The sequence below is a fragment of the Pseudomonas sp. MDT1-17 genome (genome assembly GCF_054898105.1).
This window is the reverse complement of sequence record NZ_JBUBVM010000001.1, coordinates 2,269,480-2,289,737: the sequence shown is the minus strand read 5'-3', so window position 1 is coordinate 2,289,737 and position 20,258 is coordinate 2,269,480. Positions and strand designations below refer to the sequence as shown.

Here is a 20,258-nt window from a genome sequence, read left to right as displayed (position 1 = left end):
TTCAAAATAAGAGCCGCAGCCTTATAAGCTGCTGCTCAGGTTAAAACTACGGCGCCGGTTGAAGCCTGCGCCGTAGCATCTACGGGTACAGCGGTACTGCATTTACAACAGCCGGGTACAGCAGCTGAATCACACGCCGCTTTGCAGCAACATGTTACGTACGTGACCGATGGCCTTAGTCGGGTTCAGGCCTTTCGGGCAGACGTTGACGCAGTTCATGATCCCGCGGCAGCGGAATACGCTGAACGGGTCATCCAGCGAAGCCAGACGCTCGGCAGTCTTGGTGTCGCGGCTGTCTGCCAGGAAGCGATACGCTTGCAGCAGAGCAGCTGGACCCAGGAACTTGTCCGGGTTCCACCAGAAGGACGGGCAAGAGGTCGAGCAGCAAGCGCACAGGATGCACTCGTACAGACCGTCGAGCTTTTCACGCTCTTCAGGGGTCTGCAGACGTTCGATGGCCGGAGCCGGCGTGTCGTTCTGCAGGTATGGCTTAACCTTCTCGTATTGCTTGTAGAAGATGCTCATATCGACGACCAGGTCACGGATAACCGGCAAACCTGGCAGAGGACGAACGATCAGCTTGTTACCTTTTACGACAGCGGACAGCGGCGTGACGCACGCCAGAGCGTTTTTGCCGTTGATGTTCATGCCGTCGGAACCGCAAACACCTTCACGGCAAGAGCGACGATAGGAGAACCCTTCGTCCTGCTCTTTGATCAGGGCCAGCACGTCCAGCACCATCAGGTCTTTACCACCGGTATCGACCGAAAATTCCTGCATGAACGGCGCAGCGTCCTGATCAGGGTTGTAGCGATAAACACTGACTTGCAACATGGCGGCCACCCTTAATAAGTCCGAATCTTAGGTTCAAAAGTCGGAACAGTCTTCGGCGAGAAGTTCACGGCACGCTTGGTCACGCGCTTGTCACCCGGGAAGTACAGGGTGTGGCACAGCCAGTTTTCGTCGTCGCGATCTTCGTAGTCTTCACGGGCGTGAGCGCCGCGGGACTCTTTGCGGATCTCTGCGGCGATGGCGGTAGCTTCAGCCACTTCCAGCAGGTTCTGCAATTCCAGAGCTTCGATACGAGCAGTGTTGAACGCCTGGCTCTTGTCGTTGATCTTGACGTTGGCGATACGGCCACGCAGATCAGCGAGCTGGGCGATACCCTTCTGCATGTATTCGCCGGTACGGAATACACCGAAGTAGTTCTGCATGCAGCTTTGCAGCTCTTTACGCAGGGTGGCGACGTCTTCGCCCTCGGTACGCGAGTTCAGGCCATCGAGACGCGCCAGGGCAGCGTCGATGTCGGACTGGCGAGCGCGAGTGTAATCGACGCCTTCTTTCAGGGTCTGTTCCAGGAACAGGCCGGCAGCACGACCGAATACCACCAGGTCGAGCAACGAGTTACCGCCCAGACGGTTGGCACCGTGAACCGATACGCAGGCCACTTCGCCTACTGCGAACAGACCCGGGATGATCTGGTCAACGCCGTCGGCGTCCTGAGTGATTGCCTGACCGTGAATGTTGGTCGGCACGCCGCCCATCATATAGTGGCAGGTTGGAACGACCGGAATCGGCGACACGGCTGGATCGACGTGGGCGAAGGTCTTGGACAGTTCCATGATGCCTGGCAGACGACTGTGCAGAACTTCTTCACCGAGGTGATCGAGTTTCAGCATTACGTGGTCGCCATCCGGACCGCAACCGTTGCCAGCGATGATTTCTTTAACCATCGAGCGAGCAACCACGTCACGACCAGCCAGGTCTTTGGCGTTCGGAGCATAACGCTCCATGAAACGCTCGCCGTGCTTGTTGATCAGGTAACCGCCTTCACCGCGGCAACCTTCAGTAACCAGTACACCAGCGCCGGCGATGCCGGTTGGGTGGAACTGCCACATTTCAATGTCTTGTACCGGCACGCCAGCACGCAGCGCCATGCCGACGCCGTCACCGGTGTTGATCAGGGCGTTGGTGGTGGACGAGTAGATACGACCTGCACCGCCGGTCGCCAGTACGGTGGCGTTAGCGCGGACGTAGGAAGTTTCGCCGGTTTCGATGCAGATGACGATCATGCCGACAAAGGCACCATCTTCGTTCTTCACCAGGTCGACACCGTAGTACTCGTTGAGGAATACGGTACCGGCCTTGAGGTTGGCCTGGTACAGGGTGTGCAACAGCGCGTGACCGGTACGGTCGGCAGCGGCGCACGTACGGGCAGCCTGGCCACCTTTACCGAAGTCTTTCGACTGACCGCCGAACGGACGCTGATAGATGCGGCCTTGTTCGGTACGGGAGAACGGCAAGCCCATGTGCTCGAGTTCGAAGACCGCTTCCGGGCCTACGGAACACATGTATTCGATAGCGTCCTGGTCACCGATATAGTCGGAACCCTTGACGGTATCGTACATGTGCCAGCGCCAGTCATCGTTCGGATCTGCCGAGGCGATGGCGCAGGTGATGCCACCCTGGGCGGATACAGTGTGCGAACGAGTCGGGAAAACCTTGGTAACTACGGCAGTCTTGTGACCACCCTGTGCCAGCTGCAACGCAGCGCGCATGCCAGCACCGCCGCCGCCAATGATGATGGCGTCGAACGAAAGCGTGTTAACTGTATTAGACATGAATCAGATACCCCAAAGAATCTGCACACCCCAGACGAAGTAGGCGAACATCGCAACGCCGCATACTGCCTGGAAGAGGAAACGTATTGCAGTCGCGGACTTGCCGAACGCCATTGGCGTCAGGTAGTCGGTCGCGATGGTCCACATGCCGACCCAGGCGTGAGCGCCGAGGGCGACGAGAGCCAAAAGACTGAAAATACGCATCCAGTTGCTTGCGAACAGTTCATGCCATTGGGCGTAGCCGATGCCAGGGTTGGCGACGACGTATCCGATCAGGAAAATGAAGTAAGCCGCGAGAACGACCGCAGACACACGTTGTGCCATCCAGTCATAGAGGCCCGAACGCGACAGGTTCGTGACGTTAGTTACCATATCCAAACTCCTGCCAGAACGATTACCACCACGGAAATGGCGATAACGATTTTCGAGCCCAGTTTGCCGCCCTCAAGCGACTCGCCAATGCCCATGTCCATCATCAAGTGGCGCACACCGGCAACCAGGTGATACAGCAGAGCGGACAGGATGCCCCATGTCACTAGCTTGGCTAGCGGACTGGTCAGACACGCTTTCACCTGACCGAAGCCTTCTTCCGAGTCGAGCGACTTGTCCAGTGCATAAAGCATGATGGCCAGGCTGACAAAGAGGATGATTCCGGAGATTCGGTGAAGAATGGACGTGTAAGCAGTGACTGGGAGTTTGATGGTCCTTAGGTCTAGGTTTACAGGTCGTTGGCTATTCACGGCTTTTTTTCACACTGAAGAGCCCCTAACAATCAGGGCAAAGTTGTTGGGGAGTGCACTGGTCAGGTACCCACCACCCAGGGAGTGCGACCCCCAGTAAAGCAGGCCCAAAAGCCCCTGGCGGTCGGAGGCCGAGTATAGACAGTTAGGCTACTAATGACAACGCGTTCACCTTCCCCTAATAGCGCATTGCACAAGTTAGATAAAAGGCGTAAATGGCAGTCAATTTCGAGGAAAAAGTCCGGTTAAAGCCTTCTGGAGCAAGACTTTAGGCAAATTGACATTCGAATTTATCTCACTATAGTGGTGCGGGCCCTGCGTGGGGGGTCTGTCTGATGATTTCAAGCATAAATAGGAGGCCACATGGCTGACAAAAAAGCGCAGTTGATCATCGAGGGCGCAGCCCCCGTCGAGCTGCCCATTTTAAGCGGCACCGTTGGTCCCGATGTTATCGATGTCCGGAGCCTGACGGCCACGGGCCGTTTCACCTTTGACCCTGGTTTCATGTCGACCGCTGCCTGCGAGTCGAAGATCACCTATATCGACGGTGACAACGGGATCCTGCTGCACCGCGGCTACCCGATCGAACAGCTGGCTGAAAAATCGGACTACCTGGAAACCTGCTATCTGCTGCTCAACGGCGAACTGCCGACCGCAGAACAGAAAGCCCAGTTCGTCAGCACCGTCAAGAACCACACCATGGTTCATGAGCAGCTGAAGACCTTCTTCAACGGCTTCCGTCGCGACGCCCACCCGATGGCCGTCATGTGCGGTGTAGTCGGCGCCCTCTCGGCCTTCTACCACGACTCCCTGGACATCAATAACCCGCAGCATCGCGAAATCTCCGCGATCCGTCTGGTTGCCAAGATGCCGACGCTGGCAGCGATGGTTTACAAGTACTCCATGGGTCAGCCCATGATGTACCCGCGCAACGACCTGACGTACGCGGAAAACTTCCTGCACATGATGTTCAACACCCCGTGCGAGATCAAACCGATCAGCCCGGTACTCGCCAAGGCCATGGACAAGATCTTCATCCTCCATGCCGACCACGAGCAGAACGCATCGACCTCCACCGTACGCCTGGCCGGCTCTTCGGGTGCCAACCCGTTCGCCTGTATCGCCGCCGGCATCGCTGCACTGTGGGGCCCTGCCCACGGCGGCGCGAACGAAGCTGTTCTGACCATGCTCGATGAAATTGGCGATGTGTCGAACATCGACAAGTACATCGCGAAGGCCAAGGACAAGAACGATCCGTTCAAACTGATGGGCTTCGGTCACCGGGTTTACAAAAACCGCGACCCACGCGCCACAGTGATGAAGCAGACTTGCGACGAAGTACTGAAAGAACTGGGCATCACCAACGATCCGCAACTCGAACTGGCCATGCGCCTGGAAGAGATCGCCCTGACCGACCCGTACTTCATCGAACGCTCGCTGTACCCGAACGTCGACTTCTACTCGGGGATCATCCTCAAGGCGATCGGCATTCCGACCAGCATGTTCACCGTAATCTTCGCTTTGGCGCGGACTGTCGGCTGGATCTCCCACTGGAAAGAAATGCTCTCCAGCCCGTACAAGATTGGCCGTCCGCGCCAGTTGTACACCGGCTACGAGTCGCGTGACATCACCAAGCTGGAAGACCGCAAATAAGACCTGTCTTGCGATAACGTCTTAAGTTGCACCGGAAACGGCCTCTATGTAGATAGAGGCCGTTTTTGTTTGTGCTGTGGCGGTTTTATGGGGTTGGGATTGGGTACATATCCGTTTCTTCGGTAACCGCGGCTGGCGGTTTCGCTCTTACAGCGAGCCCCTTTTTCAAACGCCGGAGTGCCGGCCCAGCAAAAAGGAACCAAAAGGCTTCGCCCCGGCGTACGGCACTTCGCTAAAGCTCAGTGTTCCCTCGCTACGGTGTCCATCAGGGGGCATCGCCTCCGGTCTGCTTCGCGACGACCTCCTCTCGATGTGTGCGGCTTCGCCGCACGGTGCTACGCGCCTAACCCCCTGATGAACACCTACGCTCGGCCTGCCGAAGGGGCGAAAGATCAAGATCAATATCAAAAGCCAAAGCCAACGGCGCGGCGTTTGCCAAAAGGGACTCGCCGTAAGGGCGAAAGCCTAAGTAGCCGTTACCGCAGCAACGGATATGTAAACAATCAATCCGCCCAACAAAAAATGCCCCGGTCTCTCGACCGGGGCATTTCTGTTTAGCGCAGCTTACATAATCAAACCTGAAGCCTTAGTGAGCAACCGCCCCACTCGCCCCCAAGCCCGTCTGCGAACGAACAAACTGAGGGAAAAACAGCGCCCGCTCATTGTCAGCCGCAGTCGACTTATCAGTAATCGAGAAGAACCAGATCCCGATAAACGCAATGGCCATGGAGAACAACGCCGGGTACTCATACGGGAAGATAGCCTTCTCGTTATGCAGGATCTGCACCCAAATGGTTGGCCCAAGCACCATCAAACCAACAGCACTGATCAGACCCAGCCAGCCACCGATCATCGCACCACGCGTGGTCAACTTCTTCCAATACATGGAAAGCAGCAGCACCGGGAAGTTACAGCTTGCCGCGATGGAGAACGCCAGGCCCACCATGAACGCGATGTTCTGGCTTTCGAACAGAATGCCCAGACCGATCGCCAGCACACCCAGACAGATGGTGGTGATTTTCGAGACGCGGATCTCATCCTTGTCGTTGGCCTTGCCCTTCTTGATCACGCTGGCGTAAAGGTCATGAGACACCGCCGTAGCACCGGCCAGCGTCAAACCCGCCACCACAGCCAGAATGGTTGCGAACGCCACTGCCGAGATAAAGCCCAGGAAGATACTGCCACCGACCGCATTAGCCAGGTGCACCGCCGCCATGTTGTTGCCGCCCAACAGCGCGCCAGCCGCATCTTTAAAGGCCGGGTTGGTGCTGACCAGCAGGATCGCGCCGAAGCCGATGATGAACGTCAGGATGTAGAAGTAGCCAATGAAGCCAGTTGCATACAGCACGCTCTTACGAGCTTCTTTTGCGTCACTCACGGTGAAGAAGCGCATCAGAATGTGCGGCAGGCCAGCGGTACCGAACATCAGTGCCAGGCCAAGGGAGAACGCGGAGATCGGGTCTTTCACCAGACCGCCGGGGCTCATGATTGCCTCACCTTTAGGGTGAACCTTGATCGCTTCGGAAAACAGCGCATTGAAGTCGAAGTTGACGTGCTTCATCACCATCAGCGCCATGAACGAGGCACCGGACAGCAACAGCACCGCCTTGATGATCTGCACCCAAGTGGTCGCCAGCATGCCGCCGAACAACACGTACATGCACATCAGGACACCGACCAGGATCACTGCAATGTGATAGTCGAGACCGAACAGCAGCTGAATCAGCTTGCCGGCACCGACCATTTGCGCGATCAGGTAGAACGCCACCACCACCAGCGAACCGCAAGCGGACAGCGTGCGGATCTGGGTTTGCCCGAGACGATAGGACGCCACGTCGGCAAAGGTGTATTTACCCAGGTTACGCAGGCGCTCAGCGATCAGGAACAGAATGATTGGCCAACCCACCAGGAAGCCGATCGAGTAGATCAGGCCGTCGTAGCCGGAAGTGAACACCAGAGCGGAAATACCCAGGAAGGACGCCGCCGACATGTAGTCGCCGGCAATCGCCAGACCGTTCTGGAAGCCGGTGATCTTGCCACCCGCCGCATAGTAGTCAGCCGCCGAATTGTTGCGCTTGGAGGCCCAGTAGGTGATGCACAGAGTCAAACCGACGAACGCCACGAACATCAAAATCGCAGAGACGTTAAGCGGTTGTTTGTTGACTTCGCCAGTCAGAGCTTCAGCGGCCCAGGCGCCAGGCGCGAAAGCTGCGATGCTCAATAGAGCCATTAGACGCCGGATCATTGCTGAGCCTCCTTGAGAATCGCATTGTTCAGGTCGTCGAATTCGCCATTGGCGCGTCGTACGTAGATTGCAGTCAGGATAAAGGCCGAGAGAATCAGCCCGACACCAATCGGTATTCCCCAGGTAATCGAAGACTCAGGGCTTATTTTCGCGCCCAGGATATGCGGCCCGTAAGCAATCAAAAGGATGAATCCGGAGTAAAGCCCAAGCATGATCGCCGAAAGAATCCAGGCGAACCTTTCTCGCTTACTAACCAGCTCCTTGAAGAGCGGGCTGTTTTGAATCGAGAGGTAAATGCTGTCGTTCATTGTTTTTATCCTCGCAGCACAGATGAAGTTGTAACGTCATCCACTCTATGCGGCTGCGGAACTGGTTCCAGACGACCTTAGTATTAGAACGACATGACAGAATCGCCATTTCCCGGCATCCCCCTTAAACATTGTGGGAGCGGGCTTGCTCGCGAATGCGGTGTGTCAATCAACATCATCTGTGACTGATACACCGTATTCGCGAGCAAGCCCGCTCCCACAGGGAAAAGCAAAAGGCCGCTTGGTGGTGATACCAAGCGGCCCTGGAAGGTGCTGACTAGACGCGTCAGCTCAAATCATTTGATCCAGTCTGCAACGCGTTCCGGGTGTTTGGCCACCCAATCCTTCGCCGCGGCTTCAGGTTTGGCACCATCCTGAATGGCCAACATGACTTCGCCGATTTCGTCTTTCGACGCCCACTGGAAGTTCTTCATGAACTTGGCAACTTCCGGAGCCTTGGTGGCCAGTTCTTTGCTGCCGATGTTGTTCACGGTTTCAGCCGCGCCAAAAACGCCCTTCGGGTCATCCAGGAAGCGCAGTTTCCACTTGGCGAACATCCAGTGCGGCACCCAACCGGTGACGGCAATGGATTCGTTTTTCTTCTCGGCACGGGTCAGCTCGGCGATCATGCCGGCGCCGGAACTGGCCTTGAGTTGATAACCGGTCAGATCGTAGTCCTTGATCGCCTGCTCGGACTTGAGCATCACGCCCGAACCGGCGTCGATGCCAACGATGCGTTTTTTGAAGCTCTCGTCGGTTTTAAGATCGTCAATGGATTTGGCCTTGACGTACTCCGGTACGATCAAGCCAATTTTCGCATCTTTGAAGTTCGGACCGTAATCGACGACCTGATCCTTGTTCTTGGTCCAGTAATCGCCGTGAGTCACAGGCAGCCACGCAGACATCATGGCGTCGAGTTTGCCGGTGGCCACACCCTGCCACATGATCCCGGTTGCGACGGCTTGCAACTTCACGTCATAACCCAGCTTCTGCTTGATCACTTCGGCCGCCACATGAGTGGTGGCAACGCTGTCGGACCAACCGTCAACGTAGCCGATGCTCAGGGTTTTGCTCTCGGCATTGGCGAATGTGGAGCCAATCGCAAGCACCAGAGCGGCACTCGCGCCTAAAAGTCGTCGCATCTTCATCGTTACTTCCCCGAAAGTGCTGCGCTCGACGGATGCCGAGTCGCGTCAACGTATTGTTATGGTGCACAGCGCCCCCATCACGCCCACCGCAAACTTGTTCGAACATCAGCGCGATTTATCTATGAGAGCACTGACGCCTCGATCATCAACCTGACGACAATGGCGACCTTCTCTGCCAGCGACCTCAAGGCATCGAGAAACGACATCAGAACGCCATTAATCTAGACCACCGGAAGTCCGCCGGCCAATCCGCCCGAACTTTGCATGTCAAAATTATGCAGGCCACCAGCACGCGGCAAATGAAGGTAACATGCGCGGCTTTGCTCCCAGACGGCCTGACCATGCCCGCGACATCACGCTTTCCTTTTTTTGCTTATCTATTTGCCTGCCTGTTGGGGCTTTTTGCCCTCGGTGGCTTCTGGTACGGCCTCGGTAAACCGGTGATGCTGCCGGATGTGGCCAGCGCGACGCACAAGCTGCAATGCGCCTCCTACACCCCGTTCGACAAGGATCAATCGCCGTTCGATCAGCCGTTCAAGCTGCGCCCCGAGCGCATGGACGCCGACCTCGCGCTGCTGGCGACTCGCTTCGAATGCATCCGCACCTACTCGATGACGGGCCTTGAGGCCCTGCCCGACCTGGCGCGCAAGCACGGGCTGAAATTGATGATTGGCGCCTGGGTCAACAGCAACCCGGTGGACACCGCCAAGGAAGTCGACCTGCTGATCGCCTCGGCCAATGCGAACGCGGACGTGGTGACTTCGGTGATCGTCGGTAACGAAACCCTGTTGCGTAAGGAAATCACTGGCGCGCAGTTGGCGAAGCTTATTCATAAAGTCAAAAACCAGGTCAAACAGCCTGTCACTTACGCCGACGTCTGGGAGTTCTGGCTCAAGCACCCGGAAGTCGCCCCGGCAGTGGACTTCCTGACCATCCATTTGCTGCCGTACTGGGAAGACGATCCCTCGAATATCGACGCCGCGCTGCAACATGTAGCCGAGGTGCGTCAGGTGTTCGGTAGCAAATTCGCGCCCAAGGACGTGATGATTGGCGAAACCGGTTGGCCGAGCGAAGGCCGTCAGCGTGAAACCGCCCTGCCGAGCCGGGTCAATGAAGCCAAGTTCATTCGCGCTTTTGTCATCATGGCGGAGCAGCAAGGCTGGCATTACAACCTGATCGAAGCCTTTGACCAGCCGTGGAAACGCGCCAGCGAAGGTGCAGTCGGTGGTTACTGGGGGCTGTTCGACGCCGATCGCCAGGACAAGGGCGTGTTGGCAGGTCCGGTGTCGAACGTGCCGTACTGGTCGCAGTGGCTGGTTGTGGGCGGTTTGATCTTCCTCGGCACACTGATCCTCGGCGGGCGTGTTCGCAGCACTCGCGCAGCGTTGGTCCTGCCACTGCTGGGTGCGCTGGCAGCTTGCTCGATTGGCGCCTGGGGCGATCTGGCGCGTGTCACCACCCGTTTTGCCAGTGAATGGTTGTGGGTGGCGTTGCTGACGGGTTTGAACCTGTTGGTGCTGGCGCATGCCGCGCTGACCCTGAGCGCTCGCACTGGTTGGCGTGGACGGGCGTTCAATGCGCTGGAACGTCGGGCTGGCTGGTGGCTCGCTGCAGCCGGGTTTGCCGCTGCGGTGATAATGCTGGAGCTGGTGTTCGATCCGCGTTATCGCAGTTTTCCGAGTGTCGCTTTCGTGCTGCCGGCGCTGGTCTATCTGTGCCGCCCGGTGAGCGTGCCGCGTAGGGAAATTGCCCTGCTGACCTTCATCATCGGTGCTGGCATTGCGCCGCAGCTGTATCAAGAAGGGTTGCAGAATCAGCAGGCCTGGGGTTGGGCGCTGGTGAGTGTGTTGATGGTGGCGGCGTTGTGGCGCAGTTTGCGGGTTCGCAAGGCCTGATCTTCAGCGCAGCTGCCGGCCTCTTCGCGGGCAAGCCACGCTCCCACAGGGATCTTTGTCGTATACAAATTCGTATTCGCTAAAGAACCCTGTGGGAGCGAGCTTGCTCGCGAAGGCTGACTGTCAGGCGCTGCGGGAAGCCCGAACCAGACGCAAAGCAGCAATCACCACCGCAAACACCGCCAAAGTAGTGTTGTACAACGCCAACGCTGGAAGCCCGAACACCAGCGCCAACACCGCCAGCCACCACCCCGCCCGCCCCGGCACGACAAAACTAATGATCGCCGCGCCCAATGCCGTCCAACCCAACACCTTGAAGTGAATCATCAACCCCAGGCTCGAACGAATCTGGCATTCCCAGCGACTTGCTTCGTCCACACAGACGCCGACCCATTGAGCATCCTCCATAAAACCATAACGCGCGCCATAACTGGCGGCCAGCCATAACGGCAGGAGAACGAGCAGCAGAATCACAGGCAGACGGCGGGACATGAAGCACTCCAATAAACGAAAACGGCTGCCAGCTTAATCCCCTGCCGGTGGTTAGCAAACGTGCGCAACAGATAATTGGTCACGAAATAGCTGCAAAGTGTATCGTCCAGCTACTATTACCTCGAAATTAGGCCTGATTGGTGCCGATCCATGGCACTTTGGCGCAAACCCCGTGGTCATAGCCTGCGAACTTCATTCGGCACCTTCCTCTAAGGGATCTAGTCATGCTCCGTTCCTTGCGCTTCGCCGCCCTGTTTGGCGGCCTTATTTTGAGTGCGTCCGCACTGGCGGTCGATATCGACGCCGCCAGTTATGGCTACCCCTTGACCAACCCGTTCGAGGCGACCATCGCCACGACTCCGCCGGACCTGCGTCCGGAGTTGCCACTGGACGACGACATCGATCAGCAGACACGCAGCGTTACACTGCGCCCGGAGCGTGCATTCGAACTGCCGGACAACTTCTGGCCGGTAAAAAAGCTGACTTACCGCATTGCCACCCAGGACAAAGCCTCACCGCTGATCTTCCTGATCGCCGGCACCGGCGCGCGCTATGACAGCAGCCACAACGAATACCTGAAAAAGCTCTACTACAAGGCCGGCTACCATGTGGTGCAACTGTCGTCGCCCACCAGCTTCGACTTCATGAGCGCCGCCTCACGCTTCGCTACACCCGGCATTACCAAGGAAGACGCCGAAGACATGTACCGGGTGATGCAGGCCGTGCGGGCGCAAAACCCGAATGTCGCCGTTACCGATTTCTACCTGACCGGTTACAGCTTGGGCGCGCTGGACGCAGCATTCGTTGCGCACCTGGACGAAACCCGCCGCAGCTTCAACTTCAAGAAAGTCTTGCTGCTCAACCCGCCGGTCAATCTCTACACCTCGATCACCAACCTCGACAAGCTTGTACAAACGGAAGTCAAGGGCATCAACAACAGCACAACGTTCTATGAACTGGTGCTGAACAAACTGACCCGCTACTTCCAGCAAAAAGGCTACATCGACCTCAACGATGCTCTGCTCTACGACTTCCAGCAGTCCAAGCAGCACCTGAGCAACGAACAGATGGCCATGCTGATCGGCACCGCGTTCCGCTTCTCGGCAGCCGACATTGCCTTCACCTCGGACCTGATCAACCGTCGTGGTCTGATCACGCCGCCGAAAACCCCGATCACCGAAGGCACCAGCCTCACGCCGTACCTCAAGCGTGCGCTGCAGTGCGACTTCGACTGCTACATCACCGAACAAGTGATCCCGATGTGGCGTGCGCGAACCGATGGCGGGAGCCTGCTGCAACTGATCGATCAGGCCAGCCTGTATGCCTTGAAGGACTACCTGCATGACAGCCCGAAAATCGCCGTCATGCACAACGCCGACGACGTGATTCTCGGCCCGGGTGACCTCGGCTTCCTGCGCAAGACCTTCGGCGATCGTTTGACCGTTTATCCACTGGGCGGCCATTGCGGCAACCTTAATTACCGCGTCAACAGCGACGCCATGCTGGAGTTCTTCCGTGGCTAAATACCTCCTGCTTATCGCAGCGTTACTCTGTGCAGGCGTCGCCAATGCCGACAACAGCAAAGCCAACGCACCGGTTGTTATCGACAGTGACGGCTTCAAGGAGCCGCTGAGCAAACTCAAATTCAACCCGGGGCTGGATCAGCGCGAATTCGAACGCTCGACGCTTAACGCGCTGAACGTCTACGACCCGCTGGAAGGGTGGAACCGCCGCGTCTACCACTTCAACTACCGTTTCGACCAATGGGTGTTCCTGCCCGTGGTTGACGGCTATCGCTACATCACTCCGAGCTTCCTGCGTACTGGCGTCAGCAACTTCTTCAACAACATCGGTGACGTACCGAACCTGTTGAACAGCCTGCTGCAGTTCAAAGGGCAGCGCTCGATGGAAACCACCGCACGGCTGCTGCTCAACACCACCGTCGGCATCGCCGGCCTGTGGGACCCGGCCACCGCCATGGGCCTGCCACGCCAGAGCGAAGACTTCGGGCAGACACTGGGTTTCTACGGCGTACCGGGCGGCGCCTACTTTGTGCTGCCAATCCTTGGCCCTTCGAACATCCGCGACACCGGTGGCCTGGCAGTGGACTTCACGGCCGAGTCGGCGATCAACTTCCTGAACGTCTCCGAAGTCAGCTCCAACCACCCCGAGGTCTGGGTCCTGCGCAGCGTCGACAAGCGCTACCAGACCAGCTTTCGCTATGGCCAACTGAACTCGCCGTTCGAGTACGAGAAAGTGCGTTACGTCTACACCGAGTCGCGCAAGCTGCAAATCGCCGAGTAAGTTCGGCGGCAACAAAAAAAGGCCATTCGATGCAAATCGAATGGCCTTTTTTTATTTCGCAGAGGATCAGCTTCTGAGTGCTTTCCAGATTTTGCTGGCAACCATCACACCCGCCAACACCACCGCACCCGCCACAATCCCCGCCACCGCATTCAGCAACGTCGGCACGATAAACCCGGCACCGCCCGCCCCCGCGCTGACGCTTTCAATCCAGTGATGAACCACCGGCACGCCGTGGGTAAGAATTCCACCCCCCACCAGGAACATCGCCGCCGTGCCGATCACCGACAGGCTTTTCATCATGTACGGCGCAGCCCGCAGAATGGTGCCGCCGATGCTTTTGGCCATCTGGCCAGGCTTCTGGGTCAGCCACAGGCCGAGGTCATCGAGTTTGACGATGCCCGCCACCAGGCCATAGACGCCGATGGTCATGACGATGGCAATGCCCGAAAGCACGATGACTTGTTGGGTCAGCGAGGCATCCGCCACGGTGCCCAGGGTGATGGCGATGATTTCTGCAGAAAGAATGAAGTCGGTGCGGATGGCACCTTTGATCTTGTCCTGCTCGAAGGCCACCAGATCAATTGCCGGATCGGCCACGGCCTCGACCAGCTCTGCATGCTCGGCCTGGTCTTCAGCCTTGCTGTGCAGGAATTTGTGGGCGAGTTTTTCGAAACCTTCGAAACACAGGTAGGCGCCACCCACCATCAACAACGGCGTGACCAGCCAGGGAATGAACGCACTGATGGCCAAGGCCGAGGGCACCAGGATCAGTTTGTTGAGAAACGAGCCCTTGGCTACCGCCCATACGACCGGGATTTCCCGCTCGGCACGCACGCCGGAAACCTGCTGTGCGTTGAGCGCCAAATCGTCACCGAGCACGCCGGCGGTCTTTTTGGCGGCCATTTTGGTCATCAGCGCCACATCGTCGAGGACGGCGGCAATGTCGTCGATGAGCAACAGCAAACTGCTTCCTGCCATAAATCAGGTTTCCTTCTTGAATGAATGCCCCGCAGCATAGCGCGGCCGGCCGGCGCACGGGGCATTCTTGAGCGCCGCGCGAGGCCGGTGCTACCATGCGCAACCGCCAGAACAGGCAAGGAACCCCCTGGTTTATGAGCACTATCCGCGAGCGCAACAAACAACTGATCCTGCGTGCCGCCAGTGAAGAATTTGCCGACAAGGGCTTCGCTGCGACCAAAACCAGTGACATCGCAGCCAAGGCGGGATTGCCCAAGCCCAACGTCTACTACTATTTCAAATCCAAGGAAAACCTCTACCGTGAGGTCCTGGAAAGTATCATCGAGCCGATTCTGCAGGCTTCGACACCGTTCAACGCCGACGGCGTGCCCAGTGAAGTGCTGAGCGGCTACATCCGCTCGAAGATCCGCATCTCCCGCGACCTGCCCTTCGCCTCCAAGGTGTTCGCCAGCGAAATCATGCACGGCGCCCCGCACCTGAGCGCCGATCTGGTGGAACGACTCAACGGCCAGGCCAAGCACAACATCGACTGCATCCAGACCTGGATCGACCGCGGCCAGATCGCCCCCATCGACCCCAACCACCTGATGTTCAGCATCTGGGCCGCGACCCAGACCTACGCCGACTTTGATTGGCAGATTTCTGCGGTTACCGGGAAAGCCAAGCTGGATGAGGCGGATTATGAAGCGGCGGCGCAGACCATTATTCGGTTGGTGCTGAAGGGGTGTGAGCCGGACCGCTAAACCGCAGCGCGGCTGTTCGCGAGCAGGCTCGCTCCCACACTGGATCTCCTGTGCCCACAACCCCCTTGTGGGAGCGAGCCTGCTCGCGAAAGGGCAACTCGGTTTCAGTTCAAACCCAAATAGCATCCCACAGGGGATAGTCGCCAAGCTTCTCGACCAGTCCCGCCCGCAATGGATTTGCCACAACGTACCGAGCCAGCTTTACCAGGTCTTCCTCTCGGCGCAGCGCCCGATCATGAAAGCCTTGCTGCCAAAGACTGACCTTATGACCGGTGCTGTGGTTCACCGCTTTGGTACTCAAAGACTTGGTCTTTTGCATCAGTCCGCTCAACGATCCCTGCCGCAACTCGATCAACCAATGAAAGTGATCTGGCATCACGACCCAGGCTAATGAGTTAGCACAGCCTTGATCTTGTGCGGCACGAAATTGAGCGACGACTAATCTGCCCAAGACAAAGTCATTGAAAACAGGGTCTCTACCGAGCGTGTTGGTGGTCAGCAGGTAAATTCGGTTGGGTTCGGCGAAGCGGCCGACGCGCAAGCGGTGTGAAGCAGCCAAATCCGGCATTCCTTTGCCCTCTTCATGATTAAGTCATGCAGAAGGCTAGACCTGTGAGTGCTAGAGAGTGGGACAGACTTTTAGCTGGATGTGTCTGGAGGAATGCCTTCGCGAGCAGGCTCGCTCCCACAGTAGATCTCTGTCATTCAGATAATCCCTTGTGGGAGCGGGCTTGCTCGCGAAAGCGGTCAATCAGTCACCATAAATCAAGCAGTCACCCCCGCATCCGCCCGCAACCCCATCGCCTCGATCGCACTGATCGCACACTGCTCATCAACATCGGACAGATCCCCGCTGATACCCACCGCTCCCAGCACGTTCCCCTCCTGATCCCGAATCAACACACCGCCCGGTGCCGGCACAACACTGCCCTGCCCCAGACTATTCAAGGCGGCGATGAACGCCGGCCGTTGTTGGGCGTCCAGTGCCAGCAGGCGCGAGCCTTTGCCCAGGGCGATGGCGCCCCAGGCTTTGCCGATGGCGATCTGCGGGCGCAGCAGGCTGGCGCCGTCTTCGCGTTGCAGGGAGATCAGATGCCCACCGGCATCCAGCACCGCGATGGTCAATGGAGCCGCCGAGATTGCACGCCCCGCGGAGATGGCCTGACTGATCAGGTTGACTGCGACTTTCAAGGTTAAAGCGCTCATGGTGCCGTCCTCATTTTGCTATAGGGAAAGCTGCTGGACTGTTTTCGTTCAGAGTCCGATGCAACAAATAGAACACAATGAGTTATTTTTTTGTATACAATAATTTTCGAAAAGCGCCACATGCGACGAAAAGCCACAGCAGATCGGGCTTCCGACGAATGAAACAGTCGCTTGAGAAAATGGATTGACCTGCGCCGTCCGCCGTGAATACACTCTGCGCAAAGCCACTTGTATACAATTACAAAACGTAAGAGGCACCAAAACCATGAGCAAAATGAGAGCAATCGAAGCCGCCGTTCTGGTGATGCGCCGTGAAGGGGTTGATACCGCTTTTGGCATTCCGGGCGCCGCGATCAACCCGCTGTACTCCGCCTTGCAGAAGGTCGGTGGCATCGATCACGTCCTCGCTCGGCACGTTGAAGGCGCCTCGCACATGGCCGAGGGCTACACCCGCACCAAGGCCGGCAACATTGGCGTGTGCATCGGCACTTCCGGCCCTGCCGGTACCGACATGGTCACCGGGCTCTACAGTGCCTCGGCCGACTCGATCCCGATCCTTTGCATCACCGGGCAAGCACCCCGCGCCCGTATGCACAAGGAAGACTTCCAGGCTGTCGACATCACCGCGATCGTCAAGCCAGTGACCAAGTGGGCAACCACCGTCATGGAACCGGGCCAGGTGCCTTACGCGTTCCAGAAAGCCTTCTACGAAATGCGCTCCGGCCGTCCAGGCCCGGTGCTGATCGACCTGCCGTTCGACGTGCAGATGGCCGAAATCGAATTCGACATCGACGCCTACGAACCACTGCCGCTGGCCAAGCCCACCGCTAACCGCGTGCAAATCGAGAAGGCTCTGGCCATGCTCGACCAGGCTGAGCGTCCACTGCTGGTTGCCGGTGGCGGCATCATCAACGCCGATGCTAGCGAGTTGCTGGTGGAATTTGCCGAGCTGACTGGCATTCCAGTGATCCCGACCCTGATGGGCTGGGGCACCATTCCGGACGATCACCCATTGATGGTCGGCATGGTCGGTCTGCAAACCTCGCACCGCTACGGCAACGCGACGATGCTGAAGTCGGACGTGGTGCTGGGCGTCGGTAACCGTTGGGCCAACCGTCACACCGGCTCGATTGACGTCTACACCGAAGGTCGCAAATTCATTCACGTTGACATCGAACCGACTCAGATCGGCCGCGTGTTCACCCCGGACCTGGGCATCGTTTCCGACGCCGCTGCCGCGCTGACCGTATTCATCGAAGTCGCTCGCGAATGGCAAGCCGCCGGCAAGCTGAAAAACCGCAGTGCCTGGTTGCAAGACTGCCAGCAGCGCAAAGCCAGCCTGCAGCGCAAGACTCACTTCGACAACGTGCCGGTCAAGCCGCAACGCGTTTACGAAGAGATGAACCAGGTGTTCGGCAAAGACACGTGCTACGTCAGCACCATCGGTCTGTCGCAGATTGCCGGCGCGCAGTTCCTGCACGTCTACAAACCGCGTCACTGGATCAACTGCGGTCAGGCAGGTCCTCTGGGCTGGACCATTCCGGCAGCGCTGGGCGTGGTCAAGGCTGATCCGACCCGCAAGGTCGTGGCGCTGTCGGGCGACTATGATTTCCAGTTCATGATCGAAGAGTTGGCGGTGGGCGCGCAGTTCAAGCTGCCGTACATCCACGTTGTGGTCAACAACTCGTACCTGGGGCTGATCCGTCAGTCTCAGCGCGGTTTCGACATGGACTACTGCGTGCAGCTGGCCTTCGATAACCTGAACGCTCCGGAACTCAACGGTTACGGTGTCGACCACGTCGCGGTTGCTGAAGGCCTCGGCTGCAAGGCGCTGCGTGTGTTCGAACCGGGTCAGATCCAGCCTGCCTTGCGCAAGGCTCAGGAAATGATCGAAGAGTTCAAAGTGCCGGTGATCGTCGAGATTATTCTGGAGCGCGTGACCAACATTTCCATGGGCACCGAGATCAACGCCGTCAACGAATTCGAAGACCTGGCGCTGGTCGGCAACGATGCGCCAACGGCGATTTCAATGCTTGATTAAGATGATCTGCTACCTGTAGCAGCTGCCGAGGCACGAGGCTGCGTGGCGTGTCCGCAGGACCGCCGTTCGGGGGCCGCTTCGCAGCCCAACGCAGCCTCGTACCTCGGCAGCTGCTACAGGCACCTATTTTTACAGGAGACCACCATGCCGCGTTTCGCAGCCAACCTGTCCATGCTGTTCACCGAGCAGGATTTTCTTGCCCGTTTTGAAGCTGCCGCCAAGGCCGGCTTCAGTGGTGTCGAATACCTGTTCCCTTACGACTTCAACTCCGCCGACATCAAAGCCAAGCTCGACGCCAACGGCCTGACCCAGGTGCTGTTCAACTTGCCGGCCGGTGACTGGGCCAAGGGCGAACGCGGTATCGCGTGCCTGCCGGATCGCGTTGAAGAGTTCCGCGCCGGTGTCGACCTGGCGATTGCCTACGCAAAAGTGTTGGGCAACACCCAAGTCAACTGCCTGGCCGGTATTCGTCCACAAGGCGTCGACGATGCCACCGTAGAAAAAACCTTCGTCAGCAACCTCAAGTACGCGGCCGACAAGCTGCAAGCGGCAGGCATCAAACTGGTGATGGAAGCGATCAACACCCGCGACATTCCGGGTTTCTACCTGAACAACACGGCGCAAGCCCTGTCGATTCGCGAACAGGTCGGCAGCGCCAACCTGTTCCTGCAATACGACATCTATCACATGCAAATCATGGAGGGCGACCTCGCCCGCACCATGACCGCGCACCTGGGCGAGATCAACCACATCCAGTTGGCCGACAATCCAGGGCGCAACGAACCGGGCACCGGTGAAATCAACTACCGCTTCCTGTTCGAACACCTGGACCGCATCGGTTATCAGGGTTGGGTTGGCTGTGAATACAAGCCGCTGACCACTACTGAAGCAGGTCTGGGCTGGTTGAAGACTCATAACGCTATCTGAAGCGCTCCCCATGTATGAGGGGGCAGCTATAAAAACAAGAGGAATTTCTCATGGCTAAAATCGGATTTATCGGCACCGGCATCATGGGCCACCCAATGGCATTGAACCTGCAGAAAGCCGGTCACAGCCTGTTCCTGTCGGCGCATCACGATCCCGCGCCTGCTGACCTGATTGCCGGTGGCGCCGTCGCCCTGGCGAACCCGAAAGAAGTCGCGCAAGAAGCCGAATTCATCATCGTCATGGTGCCGGATACCCCGCAGGTCGATGACGTGCTGTTCCGCGCCGACGGCGTTGCGGCCGGTGTCGGCAAAGGCAAAATCGTGATCGACATGAGCTCGATCTCACCGACCGCCACCAAAGCCTTCGCCGCCAAAATCAATGAAAAAGGCGCTCAGTACCTCGATGCGCCAGTGTCTGGCGGTGAAGTCGGTGCCAAGGCTGCGACCCTGAGCATCATGGTCGGCGGCGACGCTGACGCTTTTGAACGTGTTCTGCCGCTGTTCCAGGCGATGGGCAAGAACATCACCCTGGTCGGTGGCAACGGCGACGGTCAAACCGCGAAAGTGGCGAACCAGATCATCGTGGCGCTGAACATCCAGGCCGTGGCCGAAGCGCTGCTGTTTGCGTCGAAAAACGGTGCCGATCCAGCCAAGGTCCGTGAAGCGCTGATGGGCGGTTTCGCGTCCTCGAAAATCCTCGAGGTGCACGGTGAGCGCATGATCAAAGGCACCTTCGATCCAGGCTTCCGCATCAGCCTGCACCAGAAGGACCTGAACCTGGCCCTGGCGGGTGCTCGCGAGCTGGGCATCAACCTGCCGAACACCGCCAACACCCAACAAGTGTTCAGCACCTGCGCGGCCATCGGCGGCAGCAACTGGGACCACTCGGCACTGATCAAGGGCCTGGAACACATGGCGAATTTCTCGATTCGCGATAAATAAGCCCTGACACAAA

Annotated in this window: 19 protein-coding genes; 8 read left to right on the top strand and 11 right to left on the bottom strand. The window is 58.0% G+C overall.

The window, feature by feature from the left end:
• Positions 1–129 precede the first annotated feature (129 nt).
• The 4 genes from ACYZTX_RS10630 to sdhC are packed head-to-tail and all read right to left on the bottom strand — an operon-like array spanning position 130 to position 3,361.
• On the bottom strand, positions 130–834 hold the full coding sequence (locus ACYZTX_RS10630; RefSeq protein WP_046048041.1) for a succinate dehydrogenase iron-sulfur subunit: 705 nt from the start codon (positions 832–834) through the stop codon (positions 130–132).
• 11 nt (positions 835–845) lie between these two features.
• Positions 846–2,621 carry a succinate dehydrogenase flavoprotein subunit gene (sdhA, locus tag ACYZTX_RS10625; RefSeq protein WP_282377551.1) on the bottom strand — a complete coding sequence of 592 codons (1,776 nt, stop codon included), beginning with the start codon at positions 2,619–2,621 and terminating at the stop codon, positions 846–848.
• 3 nt (positions 2,622–2,624) lie between these two features.
• The gene (gene sdhD, locus ACYZTX_RS10620) at positions 2,625–2,993 is read right to left on the bottom strand and encodes a succinate dehydrogenase, hydrophobic membrane anchor protein (RefSeq protein ID WP_007945134.1); all 369 of its coding nucleotides are present in this window, start codon (positions 2,991–2,993) and stop codon (positions 2,625–2,627) included.
• The gene (gene sdhC / locus ACYZTX_RS10615) at positions 2,987–3,361 is read right to left on the bottom strand and encodes a succinate dehydrogenase, cytochrome b556 subunit (RefSeq protein WP_282377550.1); all 375 of its coding nucleotides are present in this window, start codon (positions 3,359–3,361) and stop codon (positions 2,987–2,989) included. Before sdhC ends, sdhD begins: the two co-directional genes overlap by 7 nt.
• 363 nt (positions 3,362–3,724) lie before the next feature.
• Here sdhC and gltA point away from each other — a divergent pair, with 363 nt between their 5' ends.
• Positions 3,725–5,014, top strand: a complete 1,290-nt coding sequence (gene gltA / locus ACYZTX_RS10610; protein WP_461973441.1) for a citrate synthase — start codon at positions 3,725–3,727, stop codon at positions 5,012–5,014.
• Positions 5,015–5,600: 586 nt separating this feature from the next.
• Here gltA and ACYZTX_RS10605 read toward each other — a convergent pair.
• From ACYZTX_RS10605 to ACYZTX_RS10595, 3 genes are all read right to left on the bottom strand, one after another.
• Complete coding sequence (locus tag ACYZTX_RS10605; protein ID WP_462034015.1) at positions 5,601–7,259, bottom strand: cation acetate symporter; 1,659 nt, start codon at positions 7,257–7,259, stop codon at positions 5,601–5,603.
• Positions 7,256–7,567 carry a DUF485 domain-containing protein gene (locus ACYZTX_RS10600; protein WP_129442278.1) on the bottom strand — a complete coding sequence of 104 codons (312 nt, stop codon included), beginning with the start codon at positions 7,565–7,567 and terminating at the stop codon, positions 7,256–7,258. The genes ACYZTX_RS10605 and ACYZTX_RS10600 overlap by 4 nt, the downstream gene beginning before the upstream one ends.
• Before the next feature lie 296 nt (positions 7,568–7,863).
• Entirely contained in the window at positions 7,864–8,715 is an 852-nt protein-coding gene (locus ACYZTX_RS10595) for a glycine betaine ABC transporter substrate-binding protein (protein ID WP_462034014.1), read from the bottom strand.
• A 299-nt stretch (positions 8,716–9,014) separates the two neighbouring features.
• Here ACYZTX_RS10595 and ACYZTX_RS10590 point away from each other — a divergent pair, with 299 nt between their 5' ends.
• Positions 9,015–10,610 (top strand): glycoside hydrolase family 17 protein, encoded by a 1,596-nt coding sequence (locus ACYZTX_RS10590; protein WP_462034013.1) that lies wholly within the window; start codon positions 9,015–9,017, stop codon positions 10,608–10,610.
• Positions 10,611–10,733: 123 nt separating this feature from the next.
• On the opposite strand, the gene ACYZTX_RS10585 is transcribed toward ACYZTX_RS10590, so the two are convergent.
• A complete protein-coding gene (locus ACYZTX_RS10585) occupies positions 10,734–11,102 on the bottom strand; it encodes a hypothetical protein (RefSeq protein ID WP_462034012.1) in 369 nt (122 codons plus the stop codon).
• 224 nt (positions 11,103–11,326) lie between these two features.
• Here ACYZTX_RS10585 and ACYZTX_RS10580 point away from each other — a divergent pair, with 224 nt between their 5' ends.
• Positions 11,327–12,625 carry a serine/threonine protein kinase gene (locus ACYZTX_RS10580; RefSeq protein ID WP_462034011.1) on the top strand — a complete coding sequence of 433 codons (1,299 nt, stop codon included), beginning with the start codon at positions 11,327–11,329 and terminating at the stop codon, positions 12,623–12,625.
• Positions 12,618–13,406: an MlaA family lipoprotein gene (locus ACYZTX_RS10575; protein WP_462034010.1), complete on the top strand. Its 789-nt coding sequence runs from the start codon at positions 12,618–12,620 to the stop codon at positions 13,404–13,406. Before ACYZTX_RS10580 ends, ACYZTX_RS10575 begins: the two co-directional genes overlap by 8 nt.
• 66 nt (positions 13,407–13,472) lie before the next feature.
• Here ACYZTX_RS10575 and ACYZTX_RS10570 read toward each other — a convergent pair whose 3' ends face one another.
• On the bottom strand, positions 13,473–14,387 hold the full coding sequence (locus tag ACYZTX_RS10570) for a DUF808 domain-containing protein (RefSeq protein ID WP_462034009.1): 915 nt from the start codon (positions 14,385–14,387) through the stop codon (positions 13,473–13,475).
• 134 nt (positions 14,388–14,521) lie between these two features.
• On the opposite strand from ACYZTX_RS10570, the gene ACYZTX_RS10565 reads away from it, so the two are divergent.
• Entirely contained in the window at positions 14,522–15,130 is a 609-nt protein-coding gene (locus ACYZTX_RS10565; protein WP_348132580.1) for a TetR/AcrR family transcriptional regulator, read from the top strand.
• A gap of 109 nt (positions 15,131–15,239) precedes the next feature.
• Here ACYZTX_RS10565 and ACYZTX_RS10560 read toward each other — a convergent pair whose 3' ends face one another.
• Both ACYZTX_RS10560 and ACYZTX_RS10555 read right to left on the bottom strand, forming a co-directional pair.
• Positions 15,240–15,698 (bottom strand): REP-associated tyrosine transposase, encoded by a 459-nt coding sequence (locus ACYZTX_RS10560; RefSeq protein WP_462034008.1) that lies wholly within the window; start codon positions 15,696–15,698, stop codon positions 15,240–15,242.
• Between the two features lie 197 nt (positions 15,699–15,895).
• Positions 15,896–16,336 (bottom strand): GlcG/HbpS family heme-binding protein, encoded by a 441-nt coding sequence (locus ACYZTX_RS10555; RefSeq protein ID WP_462034007.1) that lies wholly within the window; start codon positions 16,334–16,336, stop codon positions 15,896–15,898.
• A gap of 265 nt (positions 16,337–16,601) precedes the next feature.
• On the opposite strand from ACYZTX_RS10555, the gene gcl reads away from it, so the two are divergent.
• The 3 genes from gcl to ACYZTX_RS10540 all read left to right on the top strand — a co-directional run bounded on the left by gcl (position 16,602) and on the right by ACYZTX_RS10540 (position 20,245).
• Complete coding sequence (gene gcl, locus ACYZTX_RS10550) at positions 16,602–18,377, top strand: glyoxylate carboligase (protein WP_462034006.1); 1,776 nt, start codon at positions 16,602–16,604, stop codon at positions 18,375–18,377.
• Positions 18,378–18,521: 144 nt separating this feature from the next.
• The gene (hyi, locus tag ACYZTX_RS10545; RefSeq protein ID WP_462034005.1) at positions 18,522–19,304 is read left to right on the top strand and encodes a hydroxypyruvate isomerase; all 783 of its coding nucleotides are present in this window, start codon (positions 18,522–18,524) and stop codon (positions 19,302–19,304) included.
• 50 nt (positions 19,305–19,354) lie between these two features.
• A complete protein-coding gene (locus ACYZTX_RS10540; RefSeq protein ID WP_347804870.1) occupies positions 19,355–20,245 on the top strand; it encodes a 2-hydroxy-3-oxopropionate reductase in 891 nt (296 codons plus the stop codon).
• Positions 20,246–20,258: the final 13 nt, after the last annotated feature.

Coding starts and splice junctions, on each gene's coding strand:
- ACYZTX_RS10630 (WP_046048041.1), bottom strand. CDS start 834: ATGTTGCAAGTCAGTGTTTATCGCTACAACCCTGATCAGGACGCTGCG.
- sdhA (WP_282377551.1), bottom strand. CDS start 2,621: ATGTCTAATACAGTTAACACGCTTTCGTTCGACGCCATCATCATTGGC.
- sdhD (WP_007945134.1), bottom strand. CDS start 2,993: ATGGTAACTAACGTCACGAACCTGTCGCGTTCGGGCCTCTATGACTGG.
- gltA (WP_461973441.1), top strand. CDS start 3,725: ATGGCTGACAAAAAAGCGCAGTTGATCATCGAGGGCGCAGCCCCCGTC.
- ACYZTX_RS10605 (WP_462034015.1), bottom strand. CDS start 7,259: ATGATCCGGCGTCTAATGGCTCTATTGAGCATCGCAGCTTTCGCGCCT.
- ACYZTX_RS10600 (WP_129442278.1), bottom strand. CDS start 7,567: ATGAACGACAGCATTTACCTCTCGATTCAAAACAGCCCGCTCTTCAAG.
- ACYZTX_RS10595 (WP_462034014.1), bottom strand. CDS start 8,715: ATGAAGATGCGACGACTTTTAGGCGCGAGTGCCGCTCTGGTGCTTGCG.
- ACYZTX_RS10590 (WP_462034013.1), top strand. CDS start 9,015: ATGAAGGTAACATGCGCGGCTTTGCTCCCAGACGGCCTGACCATGCCC.
- ACYZTX_RS10585 (WP_462034012.1), bottom strand. CDS start 11,102: ATGTCCCGCCGTCTGCCTGTGATTCTGCTGCTCGTTCTCCTGCCGTTA.
- ACYZTX_RS10580 (WP_462034011.1), top strand. CDS start 11,327: ATGCTCCGTTCCTTGCGCTTCGCCGCCCTGTTTGGCGGCCTTATTTTG.
- ACYZTX_RS10570 (WP_462034009.1), bottom strand. CDS start 14,387: ATGGCAGGAAGCAGTTTGCTGTTGCTCATCGACGACATTGCCGCCGTC.
- ACYZTX_RS10565 (WP_348132580.1), top strand. CDS start 14,522: ATGAGCACTATCCGCGAGCGCAACAAACAACTGATCCTGCGTGCCGCC.
- ACYZTX_RS10560 (WP_462034008.1), bottom strand. CDS start 15,698: ATGCCGGATTTGGCTGCTTCACACCGCTTGCGCGTCGGCCGCTTCGCC.
- ACYZTX_RS10555 (WP_462034007.1), bottom strand. CDS start 16,336: ATGAGCGCTTTAACCTTGAAAGTCGCAGTCAACCTGATCAGTCAGGCC.
- gcl (WP_462034006.1), top strand. CDS start 16,602: ATGAGCAAAATGAGAGCAATCGAAGCCGCCGTTCTGGTGATGCGCCGT.
- hyi (WP_462034005.1), top strand. CDS start 18,522: ATGCCGCGTTTCGCAGCCAACCTGTCCATGCTGTTCACCGAGCAGGAT.
- ACYZTX_RS10540 (WP_347804870.1), top strand. CDS start 19,355: ATGGCTAAAATCGGATTTATCGGCACCGGCATCATGGGCCACCCAATG.